The 24,826-nt window shown below is 45.4% G+C and carries 27 protein-coding genes; 6 read left to right on the top strand and 21 right to left on the bottom strand.

Annotated features, from left to right (window positions below; genetic code table 11):
• Positions 1–236: 236 nt before the first annotated feature.
• From E4T80_RS03045 to E4T80_RS13235, 14 genes are all read right to left on the bottom strand, one after another.
• Complete coding sequence (locus E4T80_RS03045) at positions 237–836, bottom strand: tetratricopeptide repeat protein (RefSeq protein WP_135054832.1); 600 nt, start codon at positions 834–836, stop codon at positions 237–239.
• A gap of 18 nt (positions 837–854) precedes the next feature.
• On the bottom strand, positions 855–1,991 hold the full coding sequence (locus tag E4T80_RS03040) for a tetratricopeptide repeat protein (RefSeq protein WP_167740682.1): 1,137 nt from the start codon (positions 1,989–1,991) through the stop codon (positions 855–857).
• Between the two features lie 23 nt (positions 1,992–2,014).
• Entirely contained in the window at positions 2,015–2,479 is a 465-nt protein-coding gene (locus E4T80_RS03035; protein ID WP_135054828.1) for a hypothetical protein, read from the bottom strand.
• On the bottom strand, positions 2,479–2,811 hold the full coding sequence (locus E4T80_RS03030; RefSeq protein WP_135054826.1) for a tetratricopeptide repeat protein: 333 nt from the start codon (positions 2,809–2,811) through the stop codon (positions 2,479–2,481). The genes E4T80_RS03035 and E4T80_RS03030 overlap by 1 nt, the downstream gene beginning before the upstream one ends.
• Before the next feature lie 300 nt (positions 2,812–3,111).
• Positions 3,112–7,572, bottom strand: a complete 4,461-nt coding sequence (mukB, locus tag E4T80_RS03025; protein ID WP_135054824.1) for a chromosome partition protein MukB — start codon at positions 7,570–7,572, stop codon at positions 3,112–3,114.
• Positions 7,572–8,285 carry a chromosome partition protein MukE gene (mukE, locus tag E4T80_RS03020; RefSeq protein ID WP_135054822.1) on the bottom strand — a complete coding sequence of 238 codons (714 nt, stop codon included), beginning with the start codon at positions 8,283–8,285 and terminating at the stop codon, positions 7,572–7,574. Before mukE ends, mukB begins: the two co-directional genes overlap by 1 nt.
• Before the next feature lie 51 nt (positions 8,286–8,336).
• The gene (gene tehA, locus E4T80_RS03015) at positions 8,337–9,278 is read right to left on the bottom strand and encodes a dicarboxylate transporter/tellurite-resistance protein TehA (RefSeq protein ID WP_135054820.1); all 942 of its coding nucleotides are present in this window, start codon (positions 9,276–9,278) and stop codon (positions 8,337–8,339) included.
• Positions 9,279–9,325: 47 nt separating this feature from the next.
• Positions 9,326–10,657: a chromosome partition protein MukF gene (mukF, locus tag E4T80_RS03010; RefSeq protein ID WP_135054818.1), complete on the bottom strand. Its 1,332-nt coding sequence runs from the start codon at positions 10,655–10,657 to the stop codon at positions 9,326–9,328.
• Between the two features lie 161 nt (positions 10,658–10,818).
• Positions 10,819–11,709, bottom strand: coding sequence for an ATP-grasp domain-containing protein (locus E4T80_RS03005; RefSeq protein ID WP_135054816.1), 891 nt, complete (start codon positions 11,707–11,709; stop codon positions 10,819–10,821).
• Positions 11,706–12,425, bottom strand: coding sequence for an oxygen-insensitive NADPH nitroreductase (gene nfsA, locus E4T80_RS03000; protein WP_135054814.1), 720 nt, complete (start codon positions 12,423–12,425; stop codon positions 11,706–11,708). The genes E4T80_RS03005 and nfsA overlap by 4 nt, the downstream gene beginning before the upstream one ends.
• 62 nt (positions 12,426–12,487) lie before the next feature.
• Positions 12,488–13,267, bottom strand: coding sequence for a monofunctional biosynthetic peptidoglycan transglycosylase (mtgA, locus tag E4T80_RS02995; protein ID WP_135054812.1), 780 nt, complete (start codon positions 13,265–13,267; stop codon positions 12,488–12,490).
• Positions 13,254–13,562 carry a trp operon repressor gene (gene trpR / locus E4T80_RS02990; protein ID WP_047976180.1) on the bottom strand — a complete coding sequence of 103 codons (309 nt, stop codon included), beginning with the start codon at positions 13,560–13,562 and terminating at the stop codon, positions 13,254–13,256. The genes mtgA and trpR overlap by 14 nt, the downstream gene beginning before the upstream one ends.
• A gap of 67 nt (positions 13,563–13,629) precedes the next feature.
• Positions 13,630–14,268, bottom strand: a complete 639-nt coding sequence (lolA, locus tag E4T80_RS02985; protein ID WP_135054810.1) for an outer membrane lipoprotein chaperone LolA — start codon at positions 14,266–14,268, stop codon at positions 13,630–13,632.
• Between the two features lie 63 nt (positions 14,269–14,331).
• The gene (locus E4T80_RS13235) at positions 14,332–14,463 is read right to left on the bottom strand and encodes a hypothetical protein (RefSeq protein ID WP_265588430.1); all 132 of its coding nucleotides are present in this window, start codon (positions 14,461–14,463) and stop codon (positions 14,332–14,334) included.
• A 92-nt stretch (positions 14,464–14,555) separates the two neighbouring features.
• Here E4T80_RS13235 and E4T80_RS02980 point away from each other — a divergent pair, with 92 nt between their 5' ends.
• From E4T80_RS02980 to can, 3 genes are all read left to right on the top strand, one after another.
• Positions 14,556–15,122: a DUF1439 domain-containing protein gene (locus tag E4T80_RS02980; protein WP_135054808.1), complete on the top strand. Its 567-nt coding sequence runs from the start codon at positions 14,556–14,558 to the stop codon at positions 15,120–15,122.
• A gap of 111 nt (positions 15,123–15,233) precedes the next feature.
• On the top strand, positions 15,234–15,443 hold the full coding sequence (gene cspD, locus E4T80_RS02975) for a cold shock domain-containing protein CspD (protein ID WP_047976183.1): 210 nt from the start codon (positions 15,234–15,236) through the stop codon (positions 15,441–15,443).
• Positions 15,444–15,571: 128 nt separating this feature from the next.
• Entirely contained in the window at positions 15,572–16,300 is a 729-nt protein-coding gene (gene can / locus E4T80_RS02970) for a carbonate dehydratase (protein ID WP_228064873.1), read from the top strand.
• Here the strand turns inward: can and E4T80_RS02965 are convergent.
• Positions 16,297–16,524 carry an alternative ribosome-rescue factor A gene (locus E4T80_RS02965; protein ID WP_135054806.1) on the bottom strand — a complete coding sequence of 76 codons (228 nt, stop codon included), beginning with the start codon at positions 16,522–16,524 and terminating at the stop codon, positions 16,297–16,299. The genes can and E4T80_RS02965 overlap by 4 nt on opposite strands.
• 178 nt (positions 16,525–16,702) lie before the next feature.
• On the opposite strand from E4T80_RS02965, the gene E4T80_RS02960 reads away from it, so the two are divergent.
• Genes E4T80_RS02960 through E4T80_RS02950 form a run of 3 tightly spaced genes read left to right on the top strand, consistent with a single transcriptional unit; the run spans position 16,703 to position 19,537 of the window.
• On the top strand, positions 16,703–17,458 hold the full coding sequence (locus E4T80_RS02960; protein ID WP_135054804.1) for a class I SAM-dependent methyltransferase: 756 nt from the start codon (positions 16,703–16,705) through the stop codon (positions 17,456–17,458).
• Positions 17,459–17,502: 44 nt separating this feature from the next.
• Positions 17,503–18,558 (top strand): AI-2E family transporter, encoded by a 1,056-nt coding sequence (locus E4T80_RS02955; RefSeq protein ID WP_135054802.1) that lies wholly within the window; start codon positions 17,503–17,505, stop codon positions 18,556–18,558.
• A 49-nt stretch (positions 18,559–18,607) separates the two neighbouring features.
• Entirely contained in the window at positions 18,608–19,537 is a 930-nt protein-coding gene (locus E4T80_RS02950; protein WP_407662325.1) for a gluconeogenesis factor YvcK family protein, read from the top strand.
• A 46-nt stretch (positions 19,538–19,583) separates the two neighbouring features.
• On the opposite strand, the gene tyrA is transcribed toward E4T80_RS02950, so the two are convergent.
• From tyrA to E4T80_RS02920, 6 genes are all read right to left on the bottom strand, one after another.
• Complete coding sequence (gene tyrA / locus E4T80_RS02945) at positions 19,584–20,714, bottom strand: bifunctional chorismate mutase/prephenate dehydrogenase (protein WP_135054800.1); 1,131 nt, start codon at positions 20,712–20,714, stop codon at positions 19,584–19,586.
• A gap of 258 nt (positions 20,715–20,972) precedes the next feature.
• Positions 20,973–22,034, bottom strand: a complete 1,062-nt coding sequence (locus tag E4T80_RS02940; RefSeq protein WP_135054798.1) for a 3-deoxy-7-phosphoheptulonate synthase — start codon at positions 22,032–22,034, stop codon at positions 20,973–20,975.
• Positions 22,035–22,074: 40 nt separating this feature from the next.
• Positions 22,075–23,109 (bottom strand): glycosyltransferase family 9 protein, encoded by a 1,035-nt coding sequence (locus E4T80_RS02935; protein ID WP_135054796.1) that lies wholly within the window; start codon positions 23,107–23,109, stop codon positions 22,075–22,077.
• A complete protein-coding gene (locus E4T80_RS02930; protein ID WP_135054794.1) occupies positions 23,109–23,699 on the bottom strand; it encodes a sugar O-acetyltransferase in 591 nt (196 codons plus the stop codon). The genes E4T80_RS02935 and E4T80_RS02930 overlap by 1 nt, the downstream gene beginning before the upstream one ends.
• A 9-nt stretch (positions 23,700–23,708) precedes the next feature.
• Positions 23,709–24,047 (bottom strand): TusE/DsrC/DsvC family sulfur relay protein, encoded by a 339-nt coding sequence (locus E4T80_RS02925; RefSeq protein WP_135054793.1) that lies wholly within the window; start codon positions 24,045–24,047, stop codon positions 23,709–23,711.
• Between the two features lie 50 nt (positions 24,048–24,097).
• Complete coding sequence (locus tag E4T80_RS02920) at positions 24,098–24,760, bottom strand: Bax inhibitor-1 family protein (RefSeq protein WP_047976170.1); 663 nt, start codon at positions 24,758–24,760, stop codon at positions 24,098–24,100.
• Between the last annotated feature and the right edge of the window lie 66 nt (positions 24,761–24,826).

Raw genomic sequence — 24,826 nt, 5'->3', positions numbered from 1 at the left:
TGAGAGGGTTGTTAGAATAAAACATGAGCGTTTCCTTTTTTGTTTAGATTGAATTTGACACTCATATTCTAAACGGGAAACGCTCACTTTTTATTGTGATTTGTCAGATTTAATCTGATCTTCTACAAATAAAGGGAAGTAATACTTCCCTTTCATTCAAAATAACTTGTGATTATTCCACACCTTTTTCGTTTAATTCCCGATATTTATCGCAGCCGTTTTGATTGCCTTTTTATCTAAAAAAATCCCTTGTAGTTTTTATAATTTTCACAACCCTTCTGATCACCCAATTTACAGCTTTGTTCATAAAAGTCTCGTACCTTAACTAAAGTTATAACACTTGGTTCCAAAATTGTTATGATACCAATAGGATAGCCATTTTCTTTTAATACCCCTAAATTATTTAACGCACCAGCATGTTCTTGCTGTGCAGCTTTTAGATACCTCTCAACAGCTTTCGTAATATTTTTTTCAACCTCCTTACCATTCGCATATATTAGCCCTAATTCAAATTGGGAATTAGCGTCCCCCTTTTCTGCTGCAGATTGATACCAATCAAGACCTTTTTCAGTACTTTTAGGCACACCACTTCCTGCCAAATAAAGTGAGGCTAATTTTCGTATAGCTCGAAAATTACCTTGTGCCGCCGCTTTCTCATACCACATTATAGCTTGTTGGTAATCTTGTTTCACGCCTTGCCCCGTTTCATACATAAAACCTAGATTGACTTGTCCTATTTGATTACCTTTGTTTGCCGCTTTTTGATAGAAATCAACAGCTTTCCACTTATCTTGTTTAACTCCATTCCCTAATTCATACATTAAACCTATGTTCACTTGAGCTGCATCATCATGTTATTCAACTGCTTTTTTATACCATTTCATCGCCTCTTGATAATTTTTTACAACCCCAAAGCCTTTATTATATAAATCGCCTAAGCTATTCATTGCCTTTAAGTTTCCTTGCTCTGCAGCCTTACGATACCAATATGCTGCTCTTTCACCATTCTTGAATTTTTCTTCATACAATACCCCTAAATTATTTTGAGCAACCTCATTACCTTTTTCAGCAGCCTTTTTATACCATTTCCTTGCATCAAAAATACTCTGTTCTATCCCGTTTCCACTTTGATATAAGTAGCCAAGATAAAAATAAGCATCTTCATAACCTTTTTCTGCCGCTCTCTTATACCATTTTGCTGCATTGTAGAAATTCTTTTCTACATTACGCCCATTATAATAAATATCCGCAACAAGATACTGTGCTTTGGCATTCCCCCCTTCTGCTGCCTGTTCTAATATTTCCAATGCTGCCTTATATTTACCCTGATTATAAAGCGTTTCACCAAGATACAATTGTGCCTCTATATTACCATTAGAAGCAGAGGCAAGATAATGTTGATTCGATTTATCTTTATCCTTCTCAACACCATCACCTACTTCATACATCTTTGCTAAATTGAAATGAGCATCTCCCACATCTTTTTTAGCGGCTTGTTCAAATAAATTTAAGGCTTTTTGTTTATCGGCTTGCCCCCCAATACCATCACGATACATTTCACCCAACGCATTCATTGCAAACGAATTACCAGCACGAGTAGCCTTTTCAAACCACTTCCGTGCAGTTTTAATCTCTTTTTCAATACCTATTCCACCTTTATAATGAATACCTAGCATATATTGTGCATTATCTTCACCTTGTTCTGCAGATTTTTTCAGCCAAAATACCGCTTGTTTGAAATCTTGACGAACGCCTAGCCCCTTGAAATACATTTCATACAATTTAAACTGTGCTTTAGCATAGCCTTTTTCTGCCAATAATTGATACCCTTTTAATGCCTCAGAATATTCCTGATCTTCAAATTGTTTATCCAAGGTAAAAATTTGAAGCTCCCATTGTTCTTTCTGTTGCTGCTGGTAAAAATTATATCCACCAAACGAAGTAGCCACTAATAATATAGCTATTACTAATCCGAATGATTTTTTATTCATTATGTTACTCCTATTTAACATATTTATTTTATATTGTTTAAAATATCAATGAGATTAACCCTAATCTTTCTATATTGAATAGAAGATAATACTGTATTTTGTGTTAGTATTATCTTTTTTAAAGATCTTATTTCTTGCTGAATAACTTGTTTATCTTTTTCAATAACTAATATCATTAAAAAAGCAAGCCAACTCTCCAAGTTTAGTATAAGTTGGTTATTTTCCTCATTTATTCTACTTTTCTCAGGATTACTCAATACATTATCATTGCTATTCATCATCTTACTAAATCTTATATTATTTTGAGTAATTTCATCTATTTTCTCAAAATTGCTATCCAGTAGAATCAAACAGCGAATAATTTCTTTTTTTACGGTTAAAACTTCAGGTTTTATCCACTCATTTTTTGCCTGATATGCTAAGTAAGCTAATATCAGCGTAGCTATAGCACTGAGCCAATCAGGAAGTACATTAAACAATTCACACATTATTCCCTCTCATTTAACACACGGTACATATCACAAGCCTTTTGGTTTCCATTATCACAGGCTTTACCAGCCCAATATTTCGATTGTTGTCTATCTTGCTTAACCCCTTTCCCTAATCCATACATTGTACCAAGTACTCCTTGAGCCTCTGCAAGCCCTTGCTCTGCTAAGGGTTTCAATAAATTAAAGGCAGTGGTGTAATCTTGGTTTTTATACGCTGTTATGGCTTGGTTAAATTGGCTCTCCGCTGAATCGGCATAGGCAACGGGGCTTAGGCTAACGGTTGAAAGGGCAAAAAATGCGGTGTTGAGTAATGTTTTGGTGAATTTCATTGGATTTTCCTCATAAAAATGAAAATTTAAACTGTACGAAAAATAATTATAGTTTGTTTTTTTTTGCGCAATTATTTATGCTACAAATCCGTTTAAATGCTGAAAAACCATAAGGAAAATAATGAAAGTGCAGATTTGTGTTGTGTTATATTGGCAAAAAGATAAGGGAATTAGGCTGACTGTAAAGGGGGATTATCAAGGGGGAAATAACAAGCGGTCGCTAAGGTAAGATTTTTTGCAAAATAAGCTAATATCGCTGATAAAAAACGGGATACTCAGGTATCCCGTTTAGATTTGGCATTAGGCTTGCCCAAAACCTCGCAAGCCGACAACGTGAACATACTCTTGGTTGTTGGTGATTTTTCGTACCAGTTTGTAGGTTGTGCCACGTTCCGGGCTGATGTTTTCCGGGGCAGCAATGAGTAATTGCATATCTAGCCGTTCGCACAATTCAAATAAGGTATTGATTGAGAGTGCGTCTAAGCGTGCCGCTTCATCTAGGAATAACAAACGGCACGGTAGAATATCTTTGGCACGCAAGCGGCGGGATTCTTCTTCCCAACTTTGCACCACCATTAGTAAAATCGACATTCCCGTCCCGATCGCTTCACCGGTGGATAACGCACTACTTTCCGCTTTCAACCAGCCGTCTGCGCCGCGGAAGGTTTCCACTTCCAAATCCAAATAATTGCGGTAATCCAACAGTTCCTCACCAATGGTTTGCGGTGTGCGTTGTCCCATTTCAATATGTGGATTGACCCGTTTATAGAGCATTGCCAACGCTTCGGAGAAGCTGAGTTTTTGGTTCTCAAATAAATCGCTGTGCTGGCTTTTATCTTGGGAAAGCGCATTGAGTAAAATAGCGTGGGTATCACGGATATTCACCACTAAACGCACCCCTTTCACCTGTCCGAAGGCAATATTTTGCAGCCCTTGATTGAGCTGTAAAATGCGGTTTTGTTCGCGCTGAATGGTTTTTCGCAGAATGTTCGCCACACTTTCGGCGCTGATCGCCAATTTTTTCTCACGGCTGGTTAATTCATTGGTGAGGCGGGAAAGCTCAATTTCCATTTGCTCAATCGCATCAATCGGATCATCGGTTTTGATAATATCTTGGCGGATACGCTCACGCAAATGTTGATAGACCGAAATGAAGAACGCCACTTTATTTTCCGGTTTACGGCTGTCTTCGGACGCTCGCAGGCTATCTCGCAGATATTCGTTATTCTCCACCGCCGTGCGTAACGCGCCTAAGGCTTTATCGGAAATCGAACGTAATTCTTCGGCAGTTTGGTAAGCAAATTCGCCACGATAGAGCCGTTTTTCCACATCGCTGTTGCGGGATAATTTCAGCACCAAGCACCAACTGATCTTCGCTTGCACCACCATTTCCCTCTGGGCGTGATAATCCTGCTCGGCTTTGCGGAGGGCTTTGGTGAGCGTTTTCATTTCCGCTTCAATCACGGCGATCTCTTTTTCCAAATACGATTTACGCATTCGGTGTTGGCTGAGACGTTGTTGTAGCTCCTCTTTTCGTTCTCTTGCCCGCAGCTCTGCACCGTCATCATTTTGAATGCCGAACTCGTTCATCTCTTTAATCAGCTCTTGCAACATCTGATTTTTCGCCTCATAAGCACTGCATAACGAGGTCAGTACCTGATGATATTGGCTAAATTGTGCCTGTTGCTGACGCAGTTGATCCCGTGCCTGCTCCCGCTCACGTTGGGCAGTTTCAAGACGCTGACGAAGCTGTTCGTTTAAGTTTGATCCCGCAGCCTCAAGGGTATCTTGATAGCTGAAGTGAGCCTTGCGGTTGATCACATCGGCAAGTGCAAACACTTTTTGTTGTAACAATTTTTGTTGTTCAACCGACCGCTTGTAGTCGGCTTGCAACCGATCAAATTGGGTCGGATCGCTCTGTAACGCCGCCGCAATCGGCTCTAACTGCATCAATGTCTGCCCAAATTGGCGGATAAATTGTTCATCTTCCTGTGCAATCAATAATTGCTCACGGCATTCCGCTACCCGATCCGCTAAACTCTCATCCGCCAACAGATTGAGCTGCGGCAGGAGTTTATGCAACAACTGCAACTGGGATTTCACCGTGTCAAGCTGATGACGTAACTGCTGCTCCTGCCCTGTTGCTTGGTTTAACTCACGTTCAATATCAGCGCGTTGTTGGCTAATCTGCTGCATTGCCGCTTCCTGATCAGGCTGGAAAGCCAACGCAAGATGCGTGCCGACAAACTGGCTTAAATGTTGGTGCAATCGTTGGCATTTCTGGACATCAAAGGCGCGCTCGGCGTGCTGCTCGGCGGTGTGATCGCGCTCGATTTTCAGTTTATCCAACTGTTTCTCACGGGAGGCCCGCCCAAATAGCGGCACATCGGGGAATTTGGAGTAACGCCATTGACGCTGCGACACTTTAACCACCACGCCATCGCCCAACTCTTCTGCATTGAACACGTTATCGTCAAAGCCATTCGGATCGCCTTCAATCAAATAGAGATCATCAGGGCAATCATCCAAGTCTGCTAAATGTGCTTTTGCCGCATCTAAATCCCGCACCACAATGGCGTGGCGGGCTTCGCCGTACAATGCCGAGAAATAAGGCGCATCTTCGAGGGAAACATCATCATATAGTTCGGAGAGCAGCACGCCGCCAAATCTTTCCGCCAACTGATTTAAACGGGCATCTTCAGCCCCGTCCGGCTGGCTAAGGCGGGTAATTTGCTGCTCAAGCTGCTCTTCAAGGCGGGCAAGCTCATCACGCTCAAGGGTCGCTTGCCGCTCTTTGTTGAGCATTTGTTGCATAAACTGCATCACACTTTGGCTGCTGCTAAAGGTTTCGCCGCACTGCTCTTGCAAGCGGACTAACGCCGATTGTGCCGTATGCCACGCCGGTGCAGTTTGGGCAAGCTGTTGATATTGTTGATTTAATTGTTCCCGCTGCTGACGCTGTGCCGAACGATGTTCTACACTGTCTGCCAATTCGGCTTCCAAATCGTCTAAACGGGCTTGCTGCTGCTCGTAGTAATCTTCAATCTCCGCAGCCGTTTCGAGCTCCGTTTGCGATTTTTGGTTAAACTCGGCAAACAGACGCTCGGCATTTTGTTGTTGATGCAAGCGCTGTTCCAGCTCGGTTAATTTTTGGCGTAATGTAACCGCTTGTTGTGCCTGCAATTTTTGGTTCGGGTAGGCGGCAAGTAGTGCTTTCGCTTCCTGCCACGCTTGCAAGCGGTCGGTTCCACCGACAATTTTGCAAACCAGCTCATAGGCTTTGTCGAACTGGCTTTTTGCCATATCCGACACGGACAACCGCTGTTCCAGTGCTAATACCTGATCAGTCATTTCATCGGCTTGAGCGGCAAATTCAGCGTGATAATCGGCAATATTAGGCAGATCCAACTGCGGCAAGCCGCAAAGCTGCTTGGCTTTCTCCAAAGCTGCGATTGCCTGTTTATATTGCAACGCACGGGTTTGCTGTGCGTCCAGTGCTTGCTGGTAATCCGCCAGTTCGGCCCGTAACGATTCCACCAAATCCTCACGATCATCGGCGTGGGCTTGGGCGTGTTCCACCAAGTCCTCCATTTCTTCCACAGCCATTTGCTGCTCTTCCAATTTTTCCGCTAGCGTCTCCACTTCTTCTTGATAGCGTGCCATTTTTTCGTGGTGGCGAGCCGCCCCCATCACCAAGTTCAGATGATGATTAGCATTATTGAAATCCTCTTCCAACTGGCTTTCGCTTTGGCTCAAATCGTGCAACTCACGGCTAAACTCAACCAAGCGTTGCTGTTCAAGGGTTATATGCGATTTGGCGTTGTACCATTCTTGGCGTTTTTGCAATGCCGTTTGCACATTGCCCCGCCGTTCGTTAGCGTGGCGCATATAGTCAGCGGAGACATAATTGGTCGATTCGGTAATCAACTGCTTAAACATATCCCGATCCGCTTGAGTAACTTTAATCGCCTCAAGGGTCATTCGGTTTTCACGCAGGGCGGATTCCATATCCTGAAACGCTTGACGCACACCGGTATTTTCCGGCAAAAGATAATCCCGCAACGATTTGGTGATGACGCTCGAAATCCCGCCGTAGAGCGAGGCTTCAATCAATTTGTAGAATTTACTGCGATCCGCTGCCGAACGCAGTCGCTTCGGGATCACACCGAGATCAAACAAAAAGCTATGGTAATCGGTAATGGAATTGTACTGTTTGAACTGAACCGGCGAGCCGTCAAATTTCGCTTTCAAATCGGCTAACGCCAGCACCCGTGCGCTGTTCTCGCCGACCTGCTCGGTAAGAATACCGATAATCGTTTGATCTTGCGGAATATTTTGCAGTGAGAACGGGCGAATATCGACTTTTTTATCCCGTCCGGCAATCTGTTGTAGCCGTACCCCCGAAATAATCCGCTCTTGGCGGGAATTTTCGCTCTCCAACACCGCATAACACACGCCGGCTTTGAGCTTACCGTACAAGCCTTTATCACGGGAGCTGGAAGTCGAACCCGCCTCGGTAGTATTGCGGAAATTCAGCAGGGTCAGATCGGGAATCAGTGCGGTTACAAAGCCTGCCATTGTGGTGGATTTCCCCGCCCCGTTACCGCCGGACAGGGTTGTTACCAACTGGTCTAAATCAAAGGTACGGGCAAAAAAGCCGTTCCAGTTAATCAATGTCAGTGAGCGGAACTTGCCCCGTGCTACCGTTTCCCGTGCAAGCGGTGCGATTGGCTGATTAGTTTGCAATAGCGTATTTTCCATTAGTCTTCCTCACCCTGTTCTTCACTGTCATCTTCTAAATTTGCACTGTTTTCATTCAATCCGACCGCTTGTTGCGCCGCTGAGGTAGCTTCCCCTTCACGGATTAAGCGTAATTGCGCCTCTCGTGGATCATCACCACTGCGAACGTCTGCACTGAAGCGGAATACCGCCTCGGAAATCACAAATTTTTTACTGTTTTGATCGCCGACACGGCTGATCATTCCGATCCGCTGTAAACGGCGTAATGCCCCGCTGACTTTCTCCGCTAATTTGGCTTTGTCTAAATCCGAGCCGATCGAGCGGGGATTTACCGCTTTCAATAATTTTTGTTCGTCCGCCAAGCTCAATAATTCATCATACACTTCGTCATAGCTGAAAATACCTTGCTGCGCCAAACGTTCGGGGCTGAGATACAAATAACATAACACCTTGCCGACCAACATTTCCATTTCGCTTAATGCACTGCGGGCAATCAAGGTGCTGGCTTTCGGACGAAGGTAGAAAAACCCTTCCGGCGCACGAATCAATTCAACGTGATAACGGCGGTAAAACAGTTCCAATTCCGCTTGGAAATCCATTAAAAAAGCGTGTTCGTCTAAGGCTTCCAAACCGATATGTCTGCCTGAACGGAGCTGGCTGTCTAATTGCGGAAAAATCGGATTGGCAATCGCCGCCGCTAATTTTTGCGGCATTAGTGCTTGAGTGTCTGTCATTGTATGTTCTCTATTCATTCTCATTGGCGTTGTAGCACGCCGTTTGATCGGCTATTTCAGCCAAAATTGTCCCTTGAACAGTTTGTAAAGTGTATTGAAAACCAAGAATAAAATCATTAGGTTAGCGAAAATAAACGCCCCGATAGCCAAGCCGCCGAGCTGCGTGCCGGCATAAAACGCAACCGCACTGTTTGCCATTGACGCTAAACCGAATGAAAACGCCCATAGCCCAAGCGGGAAGCCGTTTTTCACGATCCAAGGCAACATTCTGGCTAAAAAGAGTAATTGCAAAAAGCCGTAGCCCCATAAAAATTTAGCGAAAATATCTACCTGCCCGCCATTAACGCTCAAATAGGCAGACACACCGACAAACGCCGGCGCCAGAATAATGCCGAGGGTCGCTTTTGCCGGATCGGCAATCGGTGCAACCCGCAAACGTTGTAATAAAACCGGCTCAAACATTATCCACGCAATCATTCCCGTCCCTAAAAACAGATAGGCAAGATCGTTATAGCCCAACAACGCTAACGAGCTGGCACTGGTAAAATTACTCGCCACGGACGGCAAATAAAACGGCGGTTGCACAGACTCTTCTTTGAAAGTATCCCCCCGCCACAGCGAACCGATACGCAGGCAAGCATAGGCAAGCTGGCTAACCACGCCCAGCCAAACCAGCGTTTCGCCCAGTCGGTTTATCTGCCAGTGATAGAGCAAATCACCGACCAACATTGTGGTAATCGGAATCAAGGCTAAAAAGGAAAAACGCACGGGGCATTGCCATTCCTCTTTCACCTGTTCAAAATAGGCGAACACTTTATAGCTAAATAAGCCGATAAACAGCAGCCATACCGCGACCGCCGCCACGCCGATAATATCGCCTACCATTTCACCGCCTTGCCAAAAATGCCCTGCGTGAAACCACGCCAGCGCTACCGCCGATAGACCGAGGGGAATGGCAAAATAATTTGTCGGCATTGGGAAAGTTTTCTTCATTGTCTGCTCCTAATGATTGTCGATTTTTGAGAGTATCCGACCGCTTGTTAGCCGTTATATTGGTCAATCAAATTAGCTTGGACTTCCGCCCCTTGCGGATTGATTGGTTGCCACTGCGAGTAAACGGCTTGACTGTCTTGGCTTGCCATACCGAGTTTTACCGCCTGATCCACAATAATCCGTGCCACATCAAAATGGCGGGAAAGCGGGTATTTTTCCAACTGTTCACGCAAAATTGCGCCTAAATCGATCGGCTTACCTTGCTCACGGAACGGGGCAAGGTGGGCTTGCATTATCGCCACAATTTGCTCTTGCACTTGCGACATTGATTCATACTCTAACGCATTCGGCAATTCGCCGACCGCATCGGCTTCGTTAAACTGCAATTCATCATCACGCAGATCAACCAACGGCTCGGCTTTTGCCGTGTAAAGTTGCCAAGGTTGTTCGAAATAGTCTTGGATAGATTGGCGTAGCCGCTGCCCGAACACCCGATTTTTGTCCATATCAATCGCCGTCCGAATAAATTTATGCACGTGGCGGTCGTAGCCTATCCAAAGATCGATCGATTGCTGCCCCCAACTGATAATCCGATCGAGCTTATTCTGTAAATTCACCACCAACAGATCGATAAAATCCAGCTCCGCCCGCCCGATTAAACAACGCTGAATACGCAATAGTTGAGCTTGTAATTTATCGCCGGCTGCGTTTAAGGTATCTTGCAACTCACGCAAATTACCGGAAGTTTCATCGAGTAATTGTTGGCAGGTGGAAATCGCCTCGTGCCAATTCTGGCTTAACAAAGCTGCGATCCGCTCACGGATATGTTGTTGATTTTCGTCCATAATCCGCTGCGACAAATCAATGCTGTCAAAAATTTCCGCCACAGAATATTTCAGCGGTGCAAACACTTGGGTACGCCAAAAACGCTCATCGCCGTCTTCTTCGGCGGAGACGGAAGCACGCTGAATTTCATCGGCAACAATCGACAGTTGAATAGATAAACGCAGGCTGGAAAATTCCCGCTGACGCAGATAATAATCGGATACCCCAACCCCAAGCGGTGTTAGGCGGTAAATTGCCAATCCCTCGGTAAATTCACTGCTAAAACGGTTAAGAAAACGCTGTTTGACCAGATCGTTAATCGCATTATTGGCACGCAGACTGAGAGTATTATCCGATTGCTGAAAGGTGTGAGAGATATGGCGAAAGAGATCCTGCAAATCGCTTTCTAACAATTCGCCGTCCATTCGCTCGTTGTTCATCACCGCAATCGCCAATAAAAACGCTAAGCGTTCGGTGGAAAGGGAGAGGGAAAATTCCCGATCCTTCGTCCAAGAAATCAATTCGGGAAGGGTTTGTGCCCATTCTGTTTGCATAGAAACCGATTATTTATCCGTTAAAAAATAGCAACCATTGTACCCTATGCGCACCAAAATGGGAAAGGCAAGCGGTTGGATTGGCTGATTTTTTTACGAATCCCGAACAGATAGCCCAAGGTGATTTGAGACATATTCAACAATAGCGGGAAAAATGCGGTTTAGCGGATTGTTGCAATCAGATGATCGATCATCAAACCGGCAATATCGACTTGGCTGACCCGCTCAATCATTTCCAACCCCGGACTGGCGTTCACTTCCAACACCTGTAAGCCCTGCTCGGCACGGATCAGATCCACGCCCGCAACTGCCAGCCCTATTGCGTGTGCGGCTGCCACTGCCATCTGCTGCTCCGCTTCCGACAGTGTGATTGCCTGTGCCGAGCCGCCCTGATGAATATTTGCGCGAAACTCGCCATCTGCACTTTGCCTTACCATTGCCGCCACAACCCGATCGCCGATCACAAAAGCACGAATATCCTGCCCGTTAGCTTCTTGAATAAAACGTTGTTGCAATGTGCCGATCTTCGCTGTTCTCAATGTATCCAGCAGACTTTTGGCACTGCTTGCCTGCTCCGCCAGCATTACCCCCAAGCCTTGCGAGCCGGACAAGGTTTTAATCACCAGCGGTAACGGGAGATGGTGCAAGCTCTCCGCTGTGTCATACTCTTCGCCGTAGATGAGGCTGTCCGGCACGGACATACCCTGTGCCGCCAGTGCCTGCAAGCTCTGCCATTTATCCCGTGCCAGCCGAAAAGCCGCACTGTGATTAAGCACCGCCACGCCCTGACGTTCAAAGTGAGCCAACACATTGCAGCCTATTTCGGTGCTGGTTGTACCGAAGCGGGGCAACACCCCGAGATAATCCGCTAATTTTTGGGCATAACCCAGTGCGTGATCTTGGTAATAGGCGTGAAACTTGCCCTGTTCTAATTTCAGCAAAAAACGGTTGGGGTCGAGTATCTCCAGCCGATAGCCCCGCTGCTGTGCCGCCTGTTGTAAGCGTTGGCAACTGTAAAGACGAGGCTCACGGCAAAGCATCAACAATTTCATCGTTTCAGCAGACCTTGTTTTTGGAAGAACGGCAAAATCTGCGGGCGCACCGGTTCATTCAAGGTTTTTTTGAGGGTATCCTGCCAGCTAAATTCAATGCCCGAACGCTTTTGGTAGTAAGCGGTTAGTTGTTGGTCGTAATCTGCAAAGGCTTGTGCGTCCCATTCGGGATAGCGGTTTTCATAGCACATCAACGACTGCGGCAAACGAGGTTTGAGCGGCGGATCTTGGTCTGGGTAGCCCAAGCATAATCCAACTAACGGCACACAATATTCGGGCAAGCCGACTAATTCCGCCACCTGTTCGATTTGATTGCGTAATGCGCCGATATAAACCCCGCCTAAGCCAAGGGATTCCGCCGCAATCAGCACATTTTGCGCCATAATGCCGGTATCAACCGCACCGATCAGGCTGACTTCCGTCCAATCTAATTGGGATTCGGGATTGAGCCGTTTGTGTTTTTGAAAATCAATGCAAAAGAGTAAAAATTCCGCACATTCTGCCACATAACGCATACCGGAGGCATCACGGATACCTTCCCGCAGGGCTTTATCGGTAATGCGGATAATCGACACGCATTGTAAATGATTAGAAGTTGAGGCTTGTCTGCCCGCATCAATTAACGCGGAAAAAATCTCGTCCGAAATCGGCTGTGAGGTAAATTTACGGATCGAACGGTGGGATAAAATGGTATCTAACGCCGGTTTACTGTGCATTTGGGCTTCCTTCTCTTGAAAAAATGCCCTCATCTTACGCTTTCCGCCCGACAGGCTCAAGCCTATAATTTTTCCAAATAGTGCTGACCGCCTAAATTTTGGATTTGGTGGATAATCCATTGTTGCCGTTTACGCATCATCAGCCCCGGTTTATTGACTTTATAGATCAGCGGATTAGGTAATGCTGCGGCTAATAAGGCGGATTCAGACAGGGTCAAATGCCGTGCCGATTTGTTGAAATAGTGGCGGGCGGCGGCTTCCACCCCGAAAATGCCGTCGCCAAATTCGGCGATATTGAGATAGACTTCCAACACCCGCTGTTTATCCCACACGCTTTCAATTAAAAAGGTGAGTGGTACTTCTGCCCCTTTACGCACCCAACTTGCGCCGTGCCATAAATAAAGGTTTTTTACCGTCTGTTGTGAAATGGTTGATGCGCCAATGGCTTTTTTCTGGCTCTGCTTGGCGTTACGTTTGATCGCCCACTGTATCGCACTAAAGTCAATGCCGAAATGGCTGTCAAATTTCTGATCTTCGCCGGCAATCACCGCCATTTGCATTTGCCACGCAATGCGGTCAAGGCTGACCCATTTATACTGAATACGATAATCGTCTTGCTGAATCAGGTGTTCGATTTTCTTTTGTACCATATACGCTGAAAACGGCACGGGGACAACGGAAAAAATAAGGGTTAAACTGAGATAAAATCCCGATATCGCCAAGCCGAGCCTGCTCACGCCGAACCAAAGCCAATCTTTTAGTGAACGAAATTTAGTCGGGATAAAAAAGCTCAGCAGCTTTTTGTAAAGGGAGCGGCTTTGTTTTTTTCTACGCTTTGCCATTGAGTTTATCGTTTACCCAGTTCAGCATCGCTGGATCAGTGGTTTTAAGCATATTTGAGCCGCGGGTGATGGTGGCGGCACTGGTGTTGAGTTGTTGCTGAATTTCACGCTGCGGCGCTTGGTTTTCCAATAATGCCCGCACAATTTGCACCCGTAGCCCAAGGGCGTTGCGTTCGTCTGCGGTGAGCAGCATTGCCAGCAACTCCTCCAGTTTATTTTCCTGCACCGCTTGGGTTAAGAGTGCGACAAACTGCTGCCACTCTTGCGGATCGCGTTGATGATAAGGAGATTTCATAAAGTCAGCCTCAACGCAAGCGGTCGTTTTTCGTAAAAAATCAGCAAAAACCGACCGCTTGCAAGGGTTATTTTTTCGCCTTTTTATTGCGTTGGTCGTCCAACTCCGCGCCCTTCGGCACGCTGAATTTGAACAAGTCGGCGGCAACGTTTGCCGTGCTGATGTTTCTCAATACATAGAGGTTGCTTTGTCCGTCCCGCTCAATCGTACTAAAGCCTTTGAGTAAACCGTTCGCATCAATGCGTACGTCAAATTGTTTGATTGCACTTTTTTTCGACTTCGGTTTAAGCACAAAATTATCCATATTTTGCGTTACATCATATTGATCCCAATGGTTTTTGTCATTGCTTGTCAATAGCACGAACGGGGTGTTACTCACTGCATCTTTCATCCAGTTAGCCGTTACCTGTGAAACGAAAGGATCGTAAAACCACAGGGTTTGCCCGTCAGACACAATCAGGTTCTCTTGCGGGCTTTTCGTGTCCATTCGGAACAAATTCGGGCGTTTAACGTAAAATTTCCCTTTGCCTTTTTGGATTTCTTTGCCTTTGCTGGAACGGACGGTTTGGTCAAAATCCGCGCTGTATTGGGTCGCCTGCTCTAAACGTTTTTGCAATTCTGCCACAGAAGCACTGTCTGCCAAGCTTAACGCCGAAAGCGAGAAAAGCGCTAATCCCACCAATGCTGTTTTCATCATTTTTTTCATTTACAATCCTTTTTATGTTGATTAAGGTAGCCGTTGGACACTTCTCACGGAAAAGGTTCAATATTAAAAACGGATACCCGTGCCTAATCCTAGTCCGATCCCCACACCGTTTGAACCGCCGCCGGCACTCACGCCGCCATTTAAACTGCAACCGGCTAAGCATAAAACAGCTGCACACAATAAGACTTTTTTCATTTTATTCCGCCTAACTGAAAACTATTCTAAAATATCGGGTCTAAAAGAGACCCTATTTTACCTGATTTAACCTTACAGAAAAGCCATTGTTTATGAAAATTTTCCGTCTATGTTTACTGATATGCGCCTTTTTCCCTCTTTTGAGCCAAGCCGCACCGTTTACGATCAGCGAAGAGCAGATCAACGACTACTTAGCCACCAAATTACACGAAAAAGTGCCGTTGCAGAATCGTGTCGGCATTCCAGCACTGTTTCAACTCGACTACAAACTGCATAACCTTGCTACGAAAATCGGGCAAACTGACGAAAAACGCGTGGAAATAACCGGCATAGTGGAGGGGATCTTGCAAGCAAAGGAGAAATCCTACAATGCCGAAATCCAGTTAACAATGGATACTATTCCCTATTATGATGCGGAAAAAGGCGCACTCTTTCTCAAAGAGGTACGTTTAATCCGTTGGCAAGCCCGTCCCGAGAAATATCAGAAGGAATTACAACTGTTTTTGCCGTTATTAAGTGATGGGGTGAGCGGGTTGCTGAATCAGCACCCTGTCTATGTTTTGGACGAAACCAAAACAACCGAGGCAATGGTGAAACGATTTGGCAAAGCGATTGTGGTCAAAAAAGGGCAGTTACGCCTTGAAACTGCGATTTTTTAATCAATACTGTAAAAAATTTGTGATCAATGTCGAATTTTTAACGTTTCCCTGTTGAGCGTTTTACATTTTTTAATATATTTACAGTGAATGATTTAACTGTGGAGAAACATTATGGAAATCGGCATCGTAAAATGGTTTAACAACGCCAAAGGATTCGGGTTTATCACCTCGGAGGCTTATGAGGGAGATATTTTCGCCCACTTTTCTGTGATTGAGGGGGAAGGCTACCGTTCATTAAAAATGGGGCAAAAAGTCCAATTTGAATTAAGTAATAGCGACAAAGGCGCATCGGCGACCAAAATTATCCCGATAATTGAATAGTTGCGGACATTATACCCTTGTTTACCTAAACGGCTGGTCGGAACACCCGCCGTTTTTTATTGCCGCCGATTGCCCAACCCTCGCCGCCCTGTGTTAGAATGCCGCAGTTTTTTACGAAGGAATCCCTAATGAACAAAATCGAACGTCTCTTTGCCAATAATCACGCTTGGGCAGTTAAAATGAAAGACGAGCAGTCTGATTTTTTTAAACAACTGGCAGAACACCAAAAACCTAACTATCTTTGGATCGGTTGCTCCGACAGCCGTGTACCTGCCGAAAAGCTGACCGGCTTAGAGCCGGGCGAGCTGTTTGTCCATCGTAACGTTGCCAATTTAGTCATTCATACGGATTTAAACTGCTTATCGGTTGTGCAATATGCCGTTGATGTTCTGGATATTGAACATATCATCATTTGTGGGCATACCAACTGCGGCGGCATTAAAGCGGCGATCGGAATGGAAGATCACGGGCTCATCAGCAACTGGTTATTGCACATTCGGGATCTCTGGTTTAAGCATAGCCACTTACTCGGCAAACTCTCTGCCGAACAACGTGCGGATATGCTAGGGCGGCTAAATGTGGCGGAGCAGGTGTATAACCTTGGGCGATCGACTATCGTCAAATCGGCGTGGAAACGGGGCAAAAATCTCTCCATTCACGGCTGGGTGTATGATGTCAATGACGGTTTTCTGTTCGATCAAGGGGTGATTGCCACCAGCCGAGAAACCCTTGAAATTACCTACCGCAAAGCGATTGCCAAATTGATGGCGCAAGCGGACGAAATGGCGCTCAATAATCAAGAGGCAAATGCAGACACTCCGGAGCAGGACGTTATTGCCAGTGTGAAAGGGCTTTAGCCACAAAAAAGCCCATTTAAAAATAGCGTCATACTTTTAAATGGGCTTTCACCTCTTTCATAACCTTTACGATGTTTGGCTTGCCGTTGATAGCTTCCCTTGCCTTTTCGGTTTCGCTCTACCCTCTGTCTGAATAACTTATCGGTTACCAGTGCTTTGATCGCACTCTGTTGAATATCGCCCCGCTGATGCGCATAGGCATTTGATTTTGCTGATTTTTCCATTAAAAGTTCCTTTATCTAAATACACGCCTTTTCCACTCTGAAAGGCAGGCGGAATTTTGCCAAAAATCTTGTTGATTGTATATATCAACAGATAAAAAAACGGTATAATCTTTGTCAATTCTGCCAAACTGGGCAACACGCGGTCAGTTTTTATTGATTTTTTGCAAATGAGGTTTATATGAATAAAGAAGAAGTTGGACATCATTTCTTAGCCCGTTTGGGCAAAACCCGTTTACGTCCGGGCGGCAAGCTGGCAACGGATTGGCTCATTGCAAACGGCGATTTCCGAAAAAATAAAAAAGTATTGGAGGTTGCCTGCAATATGGGGACAACCGCAATTGAAATCGCCAAACAATTCGGCTGCCAAGTCATTGGCATTGATTTGGACGAAGACGCGCTCGCCAAAGCCCGTCAGCAAATTAAAGAAAATGAGTTGGAACATTTAGTGCAAGTACAACGGGGCAATGCGACCCGCCTGCCTTTTGACGATCATAGTTTTGATATTGTCATCAACGAAGCAATGCTGACAATGCTCCCCCGTGAAGCAAAAGAAAAGGCGATCAAAGAGTATCTGCGTGTGCTAAAACCGAACGGTTTTCTACTCACCCACGATGTGATGTTGAAGACGGAAGATGCCAAAGATCTCCTTGCTCAACTGAGAGAGGCAATCAATATCAGCGTAACACCGATGACAAAAAACGGCTGGAAAACCCTATTCGCCGAGTGCGGTTTTCGCAATGTCGATACCTTTAGCGGCGAGATGAGTTTGCTCTCACCGAAGGGGTTAATCTATGATGAGGGCGTATTAGGTGCAATGAAAATTGTCGGCAACGCACTCAAGCCGGAAAATCGGGATACATTCAAAAAGATGTTCCAAACCTTCAACGATAACGAAAAAAAATTAGGCTTTATTGCAGTATGTAGTCAAAAATAATACGCTGTCGGCTAAAGCACTCAACACAACAACAGGAAGGCACAATGTTTGAGATGTTCCAAAATTGGTATAAACAAAAATTTAATGACCCACAAATTGTGGCGTTATTGGCGATTTTATTCATCGGTTTTGGGATCATCTATTTCTTCAGCCACCTACTAATGCCGCTACTGATTGCGATTGTGTTTGCTTATTTGCTAGAGTGGCCTATTCGCTTTTTAACCGTTACCCTCAAATTTCCCCGCCTATTAAGTTTGATCATTGTGTTGGGCGGCTTTATCTCCGTTTCCACCTTTCTGTTTGTGGTGCTACTGCCGAGTTTGTGGAATCAAGCGGTAACATTTATTAAAGATTTACCGTCAATGTTCAACCTGCTCAATGCGTGGCTGCAAGCCTTGCCGGAACACTACCCCGAACTGATTGACTACGCAATGCTAGATTCTTTGATGGACTCGCTAAGAAGTAAAATTCTCTCCTTTGGCGACTCTCTGCTGGCATTTTCGGTTAATTCCCTTGTCAGCCTTGTCGGACTCGGCATTTATGCGTTTCTCGTACCGCTGATGGTGTTTTTCCTGCTCAAAGATAAATCGCTATTTATCCAATCGGCAATCCGATTTATGCCGAAAAATCGCCGCCTTGCCATACGGATTTGGGGGGAAATGCAACAACAAATCGCCAACTATATCCGTGGCAAATTCTTAGAAATCTTAATTGTCGGTGTGGCGACCTATATCATCTTCTTATTCTTCGGGCTACGCTACCCGCTGTTATTATCTGTGGCGGTAGGATTATCCGTACTCGTCCCTTATATCGGCGCAGTTTTAGTTACCATTCCGGTCGCTTTGGTGGCACTGTTTCAATTCGGATTATCGCCGGATTTCTACTATTTACTCTTGGCATTTGTCATCAGCCAATTATTAGACGGCAATTTAGTCGTGCCGTTTTTATTCTCCGAAGCGGTGAATTTGCACCCGCTCACCATCATTGTTGCCGTACTGATTTTCGGCGGCTTATGGGGATTTTGGGGCGTCTTTTTTGCTATCCCACTGGCAACGTTGGTTAAAGCGGTTATCAATGTGCTGCCAAATACGGCAGACTAAGAACTAAATCGGCTCAAACTTGTCTTACCCTTAAATTTTTTAGGTCTTAATGTTTATGTTGCTTCAACAATCCCCTCGCCACCCCAATCTCCACGCCCTAAATAAAGTGGTGGCACTCGGTGGCGGACACGGCTTAGGCCGTTTACTCTCCTCTCTCGCCTTTTTAAAAGAACGTCTAACCGGCATCGTTGCCACAACCGATAACGGCGGCTCGACAGGCAGAATCCGCCATCAACACGGCGGCATTGCGTGGGGGGATTTACGCAACTGCCTGACGCAAATTATCGTCAAGCCGACCGTAGCTTCCGCCCTGTTTGAATACCGTTTCGGCGGCAATGGTGAACTATCAGGTCATAATTTAGGCAATCTGATTTTAAAGGCACTGGAAGATATGCGCATTCGTCCGCTAGAGGCACTCAATCTAGTACGGGATTTGCTCAAAGTGCGTGTCGGACTAATGCCAATGTCTGAAAGCCCCGTTCACCTCAGTGGTCGCTTATCCTGTGGCGAAATCGTACTCGGCGAAGTCTCAATTGATGCCTTAACAGAAGTCCCACAAGAAATCGCTCTCACCCCAGAGGTCAGTGCAACCCCGGAAGTCATTGATGAACTCAAACAGGCAGAGCTTATCATTCTCGGCCCCGGCAGTTTTTTCACTAGTATTATGCCCTGTTTACTCGTCAAAGAAATCGCCCAGACAATCCGACATAGCCAAGCTAAAGTGATTTTTATTGACAATATCGGTAAAGAACACGGTATGGCAGGTTCCCTCTCCTTACCTGATCGCATTAAATGGCTCGAAAAATCCCTCGGCTTCCAGAGATTAAACGGTGTCATCACCACCCCAAACGAAACCGCAACACTCCCCGACCATATCATAACACTCCGTCGGGCATTACAAGATGATGTCATCCACTACCGCCACGATCGCTATAAATTAAGTAAAGCGGTGGATACCATCACCGCTCATATAAGGTAAAAACCGCTTTATATTATCGGCAGCAAGTAAGAGAGCATTACTTAAATTACCCCCTCAAATCACTCGCCTGCTGTAATAGATTACGGCTCTCTTTTAGGAATTGAGCCGAGTAATCGCCGAACCATTGGCGGACATTTTCAAATGCGTTGAGAAATCCCTGTTTATCATTCTGTTTGAATAACGCCAAACTCTCGGCAAAATGCTGTTGTAATGCTTCGATCACGGCTAAATTCTCCGGCTTATCCGCAATAATATCGGCATATAATTCACCATCTTGGGCAAATAAGCGCCCAATCATTGCAAGTTCTAGGCGGTAAATCGGCGAAGACAAAGCTAATAATTGCGGGAGCTTAACCGCTTGTTGAGAGAGATGCACACCGTAAACAAACGTGGAGAAATGGCGCAATGCTTGAATATAGGTCATTGCGTGATCGTGTTCGTTTGCATCAATCGGCTCAATTTTACTGCCCCAAATCATCATTTGATCGAGCAGCCATTGGTAACGTTCCGCAAAACGCCCGTGGCAACAAGCAATAACCTGCTTTGCCATACTGGTAATATCAGGCCCGAACATTGGGTGCAGTCCAACCACTGCACCTTGATGCACTTCCAACATTTTCGCAAGCGGCTGTGTCTTAACGGAGGTGAGATCCGCTAAAATCATATTTTCCGTTAAATACGGCTGCAGTCGCTCTATTGTTTCCAACGTTTTATCTATTGGCACACACACGATGACAATATCCGCATTGGCTAAAATTGCCTGTGCATCGTCCCAATCTTGCCGATCCAATACCTCAACATTGTAACCGGATTGCTTAAAATAATGGGCAAACAGTCCGCCTAATTTACCTCGCCCACCAACGATAACCATTTTCTCAATCTCAGTATTGATCTTTTTGAAGCCATGCCGATTTTCATTCGCGTAAGATTCCCTCATCACTCGGCGCAGAACATCTTCAATTAAGTCGCCCGAAATTTGCTGCTTTTCCGCTTCCTGACGGCGGGCTTGAATCATTGCCGCTTCCCGATCAGGGGCATAAACGGGCAAACCGTACTGATGCTTAATTTTGCCGACCTCGGCAACTAAAGCGAGGCGTTTTGCTAAAAGTTGGATAAGTTGTTGATCAACCTGATCAATCTGCTCTCGGATAGGGGCTAAAGGGTTAAAATCGTTCATATTATCACCAAAAATAAAACAAGCGGTTAGTTCCTTCGCATTATTTGCAAAAATTCGGTATTATGTAGCAAATGCACAAAAATAGAAATTTTAGCAGAATGTAGGGACACACTGCGTGTGTCCTTTATAAAAATCAAATTATTTCAATAGGTTAAAATCCGGACACACAGTGTGTCCCTACAAGCGAACAAAAAACAACTTTGTGCAACTGCTACATAATATTGCAAAAACTAAGGCAGAACCGACCGCTTGTTAATGTTATCGATTGAGTTTCTGGGCAAAATCCATCAGTAATGTTTCAGTCGTTTGCCAGTCGATACAAGCGTCCGTAATGGATTGACCATACTGCATCGCACTAAACGGTTGCTCCGAAGATTGATTGCCGGCAACCAAATGGCTCTCTAACATTAAGCCGATAATGGACTGATTACCGGCATTCAGCTGTGCCAACACATTTTCTGCCACTAACGGCTGGCGACGATAATCTTTGTTAGAATTACCGTGGCTGCAATCAATCATTATCGCTTCCGACAAACCGGCTTTACGCAAAGCCAATTCACACTCTTCGACAAACGGTGCTTCAAAATTCGGGGTTTTGCCACCCCGCAAAATCACGTGCCCGTCCGGATTTCCTTTCGTTTTGAGTAATGTAACTTGTCCCTGTTGGTTAATACCGATGAAACTGTGCCCCATTGCCGAGGCCTGCATCGCATTTATCGCCACCGCTAAATTGCCGTCCGTCCCGTTTTTAAAGCCCACCGCCATTGATAATCCTGACGCCATTTCCCGATGGGTCTGCGATTCGGTTGTTCTTGCGCCGATCGCTGACCAACTGAACAAATCGGCTAAATATTGCGGGCTGATCGGATCAAGCGCTTCTGTCGCAAGCGGCAAGCCCATTTCCGCTAAATCTAACAATAATTTACGGGCAATGCGTAACCCTTTCTCTACATCAAAAGAGCCGTCCAAATTCGGATCGTTAATTAGCCCTTTCCAGCCGACCGTAGTTCTCGGCTTTTCAAAGTAAACCCGCATTACAATGTAAAGTTTATCTGACACTTTATCCGCTAACGCTTTTAATTTTCTGCCGTATTCCAACGCAGAAATCGGGTCGTGAATTGAGCAAGGCCCGATCACGATCAACTGACGCTTATCTTTTTTGTGAATAATGTTGGAAATGACTTGGCGGGAAGCCTCAATCTGCTTGCGTAGCGTATCGCTTAGCGGAAATTCCTGTTTTAAGCCCTGTGGTGTGAGTAGCACTTTTTCATCAGAAATATTAACATTGTGAAGACTATCTTGGTTGATGACCGTGTTCATTTTTGTTTCCTTATCTGTAAATTATTTGGTACGAGCTAATTTACCGCTTTGCCGCTAAGGTTTCAAGCACTTTTTCAACCACCTGTTTAACTTTAATCTGTTGCATTAGATCCTTTCCCTTCGCTTTAGTTGCCCAAGGCAATGCCTGCCAAGGTTTGCCATATTCCGCCAAAATCGCCTCATCATAGACGGAAATCACCTTATCCAAATCCCGATACGGCCCGGTACGGCGGGGATTATGCACCGCATAAAGCCCTATCACGGGGGTATGTTGGGTTGTCGCAATGTGGGCAGGGCCGGAGTCAGATGACAACACTAAATCCGCTTGTCGAATCAATGCCACTAATTGTTTTAATGTTGTTTTACCGGCAAGATTACGGCAATTAGGCTCAAGTTGTTGAATTTTTTCAGCCGTTTGCATTTCATAAGCTGAGGGAGAACCGCAAATGATCACGTTGATATTATGGGCTACCAGTATATTGGCAACCGCTGCATAATTTTCCGCCAACCAATCTTTTTCTATCTTGCTGGAACAAGGAGCAATCAAGATATTTTTGCGAGCAGGCGCCAAAAACTGTGCCGTATAGTCCAAATCTTCTTGGGTAACAGGCAATGCCCAATGCGGCGTTAAATCTTGCACACCAAGGGCTTTGGCGAACATCATCTGTCCGTCTAAAACGTGGGGACACGCGGTCTGTTCCACTTTAACATTGGTAAACAGCCACTGCCCTTCCCTTGCTCTGTCTCGGTTAAATCCGATTTTCATTTTTGCCCGAATACCGAGGGATAAAACAGACGCACGCAACGCCGTTTGCATATTCAGCAACGCATCGAACCGCTTGTGGCGTAGCGTTCGCCAAAGTGTCAAGATACCTTTCCAGCCCGATTTTTTATCATAGGGAATCAGGGTAACATTTGCTATTCCTGCCATTAAAGCAGCTTCGGTTTTCCCGATAATCCAGCAGATTTCCGCTTCAGGATAGTGGCGTTGAATCGCTTGAATGACCGCAAGGGTGTGGCAAACATCACCGATAGCGGACAGACGTAATACACAAAGGGAGAGAGGTTTTTTCATTAAAATTCACGGTTCTTGAAATAGTAGTGTCGATCGTCATCGTTAAGCATACGCAGCACCCGACAGGGATTACCGGCGGCAATGCTATTGTCCGGAATATCACGGGTTACGATACTGCCTGCGCCGATCACCACATTATTCCCAATACACACATTCGGCATTATCACCGCATTACCGCCAATCCAGACATTATCGCCAATTGTGATCGGCAAAGCGAATTCCAGACCACTGTTACGTTTATCCGAATCAAGCGGGTGGGCGGCGGTAAATAACGACACATTCGGTGCAAACATCACGTTATTGCCGATCGCAACTTCGGCACAATCCAAAATTGTGCAGTTATAGTTGGCAAAAAAATTATCGCCAAGCTTGATGTTATCGCCATAATCACAACGAAACGGCGGCTCAATATGAAATGTGCCACTTTGCCCAAATAATTCTCGGAACAACGCATTGCGTGCATCCACCTGATCCGATGGCAACTGCGAAATCCTAAAACAGCACATTTTGGCACGCAAGCGGTCAGTTTGCAGGCTTTCATCGGCAGGATCATAAAGCTGCCCTGCCAACATTTTTTCACGTTCGTTCATTGTCATATACTATAAACATTTCGCCGGCTTCGGCAAACCGGCAATTTTAGTCGCCTGTTTTGCCGGGCCGTCAGGAAAAAGGCGTTGTAAATAACGGCTGTTACCCTTTTCTTCGCCAAATTTTTGGGCAAGGGATTTGACCAACATTCTGATCGCAGGCGAAGTTTTATACTCTTGATAAAATTCCCGCACAAAAAAGACGATTTCCCAATGTTCCGGCGTAAGTGTAATCTGCTCTGCCTTAGCGATTTCTTCTGCCAACTCCGGCGACCAATCGGCTAAATTTTTCAGATAGCCAAATTCATCGGTGGCAAATTGTTGTTGATTTAATTGAATAAAATGATCCATAGTCCAATAAAAAATGCCACATTACTGTGGCATTTGTCAAAATCGAAAACTTAGTCGTCGCTGCCGAGTACCCCAAAAATATTGAGGAAACTCACAAATAAGTTGTAGAGAGAAACGTATAAATCCACTGTCGCACGGATATAGTTCGTTTCGCCGCCGTGGATAATATTGCTGGTTGCAAGCAAGATCGCACCGCTTGAGAACACAATAAACAGCGCGCTAATCGCAAGGCTTAGTGCCGGAATCGCTAAGAACAGGTTAGCAATCACCCCCACTAATAGCACGACGAACAATGCAATCATCATTCCGGAGAGGAAAGACATATCTTTTTTGGTGGTCAGCACATACGCAGAACACGCAAAGAAGACCAATGCGGTTGCACCAAAGGCTAATGCCACTACATCACCTAAGCCGTGGCTGAGGTAAGCGTTTAAAATCGGCCCAAGGCTATAACCGAGAAAACCGGTCAAAGCGAAAACGCTGGCAATACCCGCTGCACTATTTGCGGTGGCGTTAGTTAAAAATAATAAACCGTAGAAACCCGCCAACATTCCCCACCAAGGTAAACGCGGCAGATTCAACGTCATCGCAACAAAAGCGACAACCGCTGAAAAAGCAAGGGTCAGCCCTAATAAAAAGTAAGTATTGCGTAACACTTTGTGGGTGCTCAGCAGGGATTCACTGCGTGTATCCGTTACTAAACGATCTTGCATAAAAGCTCCTGTAATAAAAGGATTTGAGATGAAAAAACACGGATAAATTAGCGGTAAATTCAACCA

Origin of the sequence: Muribacter muris (assembly GCF_004569585.1) — a bacterium.
GTDB lineage: Bacteria > Pseudomonadota > Gammaproteobacteria > Enterobacterales > Pasteurellaceae > Muribacter > Muribacter muris.
The sequence above is the reverse complement of the archived record's forward strand: the minus strand, read 5'-3'. Positions and strand labels throughout refer to the sequence as shown.

Bases quoted from the DNA above. Each gene is read 5' to 3' on its own strand.
- mukE (WP_135054822.1), bottom strand. From the start codon at position 8,285: ATGACAGACACTCAAGCACTAATGCCGCAAAAATTAGCGGCGGCGATT.
- E4T80_RS03040 (WP_167740682.1), bottom strand. From the start codon at position 1,991: ATGAATAAAAAATCATTCGGATTAGTAATAGCTATATTATTAGTGGCT.
- E4T80_RS02925 (WP_135054793.1), bottom strand. From the start codon at position 24,047: ATGGATCATTTTATTCAATTAAATCAACAACAATTTGCCACCGATGAA.
- E4T80_RS02960 (WP_135054804.1), top strand. From the start codon at position 16,703: ATGAATAAAGAAGAAGTTGGACATCATTTCTTAGCCCGTTTGGGCAAA.
- nfsA (WP_135054814.1), bottom strand. From the start codon at position 12,425: ATGCACAGTAAACCGGCGTTAGATACCATTTTATCCCACCGTTCGATC.
- tehA (WP_135054820.1), bottom strand. From the start codon at position 9,278: ATGAAGAAAACTTTCCCAATGCCGACAAATTATTTTGCCATTCCCCTC.
- E4T80_RS02980 (WP_135054808.1), top strand. From the start codon at position 14,556: ATGAAAATTTTCCGTCTATGTTTACTGATATGCGCCTTTTTCCCTCTT.
- E4T80_RS02950 (WP_407662325.1), top strand. From the start codon at position 18,608: ATGTTTATGTTGCTTCAACAATCCCCTCGCCACCCCAATCTCCACGCC.
- E4T80_RS02965 (WP_135054806.1), bottom strand. From the start codon at position 16,524: ATGGAAAAATCAGCAAAATCAAATGCCTATGCGCATCAGCGGGGCGAT.
- E4T80_RS02940 (WP_135054798.1), bottom strand. From the start codon at position 22,034: ATGAACACGGTCATCAACCAAGATAGTCTTCACAATGTTAATATTTCT.
- E4T80_RS02955 (WP_135054802.1), top strand. From the start codon at position 17,503: ATGTTTGAGATGTTCCAAAATTGGTATAAACAAAAATTTAATGACCCA.
- cspD (WP_047976183.1), top strand. From the start codon at position 15,234: ATGGAAATCGGCATCGTAAAATGGTTTAACAACGCCAAAGGATTCGGG.
- E4T80_RS02930 (WP_135054794.1), bottom strand. From the start codon at position 23,699: ATGAACGAACGTGAAAAAATGTTGGCAGGGCAGCTTTATGATCCTGCC.
- E4T80_RS02920 (WP_047976170.1), bottom strand. From the start codon at position 24,760: ATGCAAGATCGTTTAGTAACGGATACACGCAGTGAATCCCTGCTGAGC.
- tyrA (WP_135054800.1), bottom strand. From the start codon at position 20,714: ATGAACGATTTTAACCCTTTAGCCCCTATCCGAGAGCAGATTGATCAG.
- E4T80_RS13235 (WP_265588430.1), bottom strand. From the start codon at position 14,463: ATGAAAAAAGTCTTATTGTGTGCAGCTGTTTTATGCTTAGCCGGTTGC.
- E4T80_RS03035 (WP_135054828.1), bottom strand. From the start codon at position 2,479: ATGTGTGAATTGTTTAATGTACTTCCTGATTGGCTCAGTGCTATAGCT.
- E4T80_RS02935 (WP_135054796.1), bottom strand. From the start codon at position 23,109: ATGAAAAAACCTCTCTCCCTTTGTGTATTACGTCTGTCCGCTATCGGT.
- E4T80_RS03005 (WP_135054816.1), bottom strand. From the start codon at position 11,709: ATGAAATTGTTGATGCTTTGCCGTGAGCCTCGTCTTTACAGTTGCCAA.
- can (WP_228064873.1), top strand. From the start codon at position 15,572: ATGAACAAAATCGAACGTCTCTTTGCCAATAATCACGCTTGGGCAGTT.
- lolA (WP_135054810.1), bottom strand. From the start codon at position 14,268: ATGAAAAAAATGATGAAAACAGCATTGGTGGGATTAGCGCTTTTCTCG.
- mukB (WP_135054824.1), bottom strand. From the start codon at position 7,572: ATGGAAAATACGCTATTGCAAACTAATCAGCCAATCGCACCGCTTGCA.
- E4T80_RS03030 (WP_135054826.1), bottom strand. From the start codon at position 2,811: ATGAAATTCACCAAAACATTACTCAACACCGCATTTTTTGCCCTTTCA.
- trpR (WP_047976180.1), bottom strand. From the start codon at position 13,562: ATGAAATCTCCTTATCATCAACGCGATCCGCAAGAGTGGCAGCAGTTT.
- mtgA (WP_135054812.1), bottom strand. From the start codon at position 13,267: ATGGCAAAGCGTAGAAAAAAACAAAGCCGCTCCCTTTACAAAAAGCTG.
- mukF (WP_135054818.1), bottom strand. From the start codon at position 10,657: ATGCAAACAGAATGGGCACAAACCCTTCCCGAATTGATTTCTTGGACG.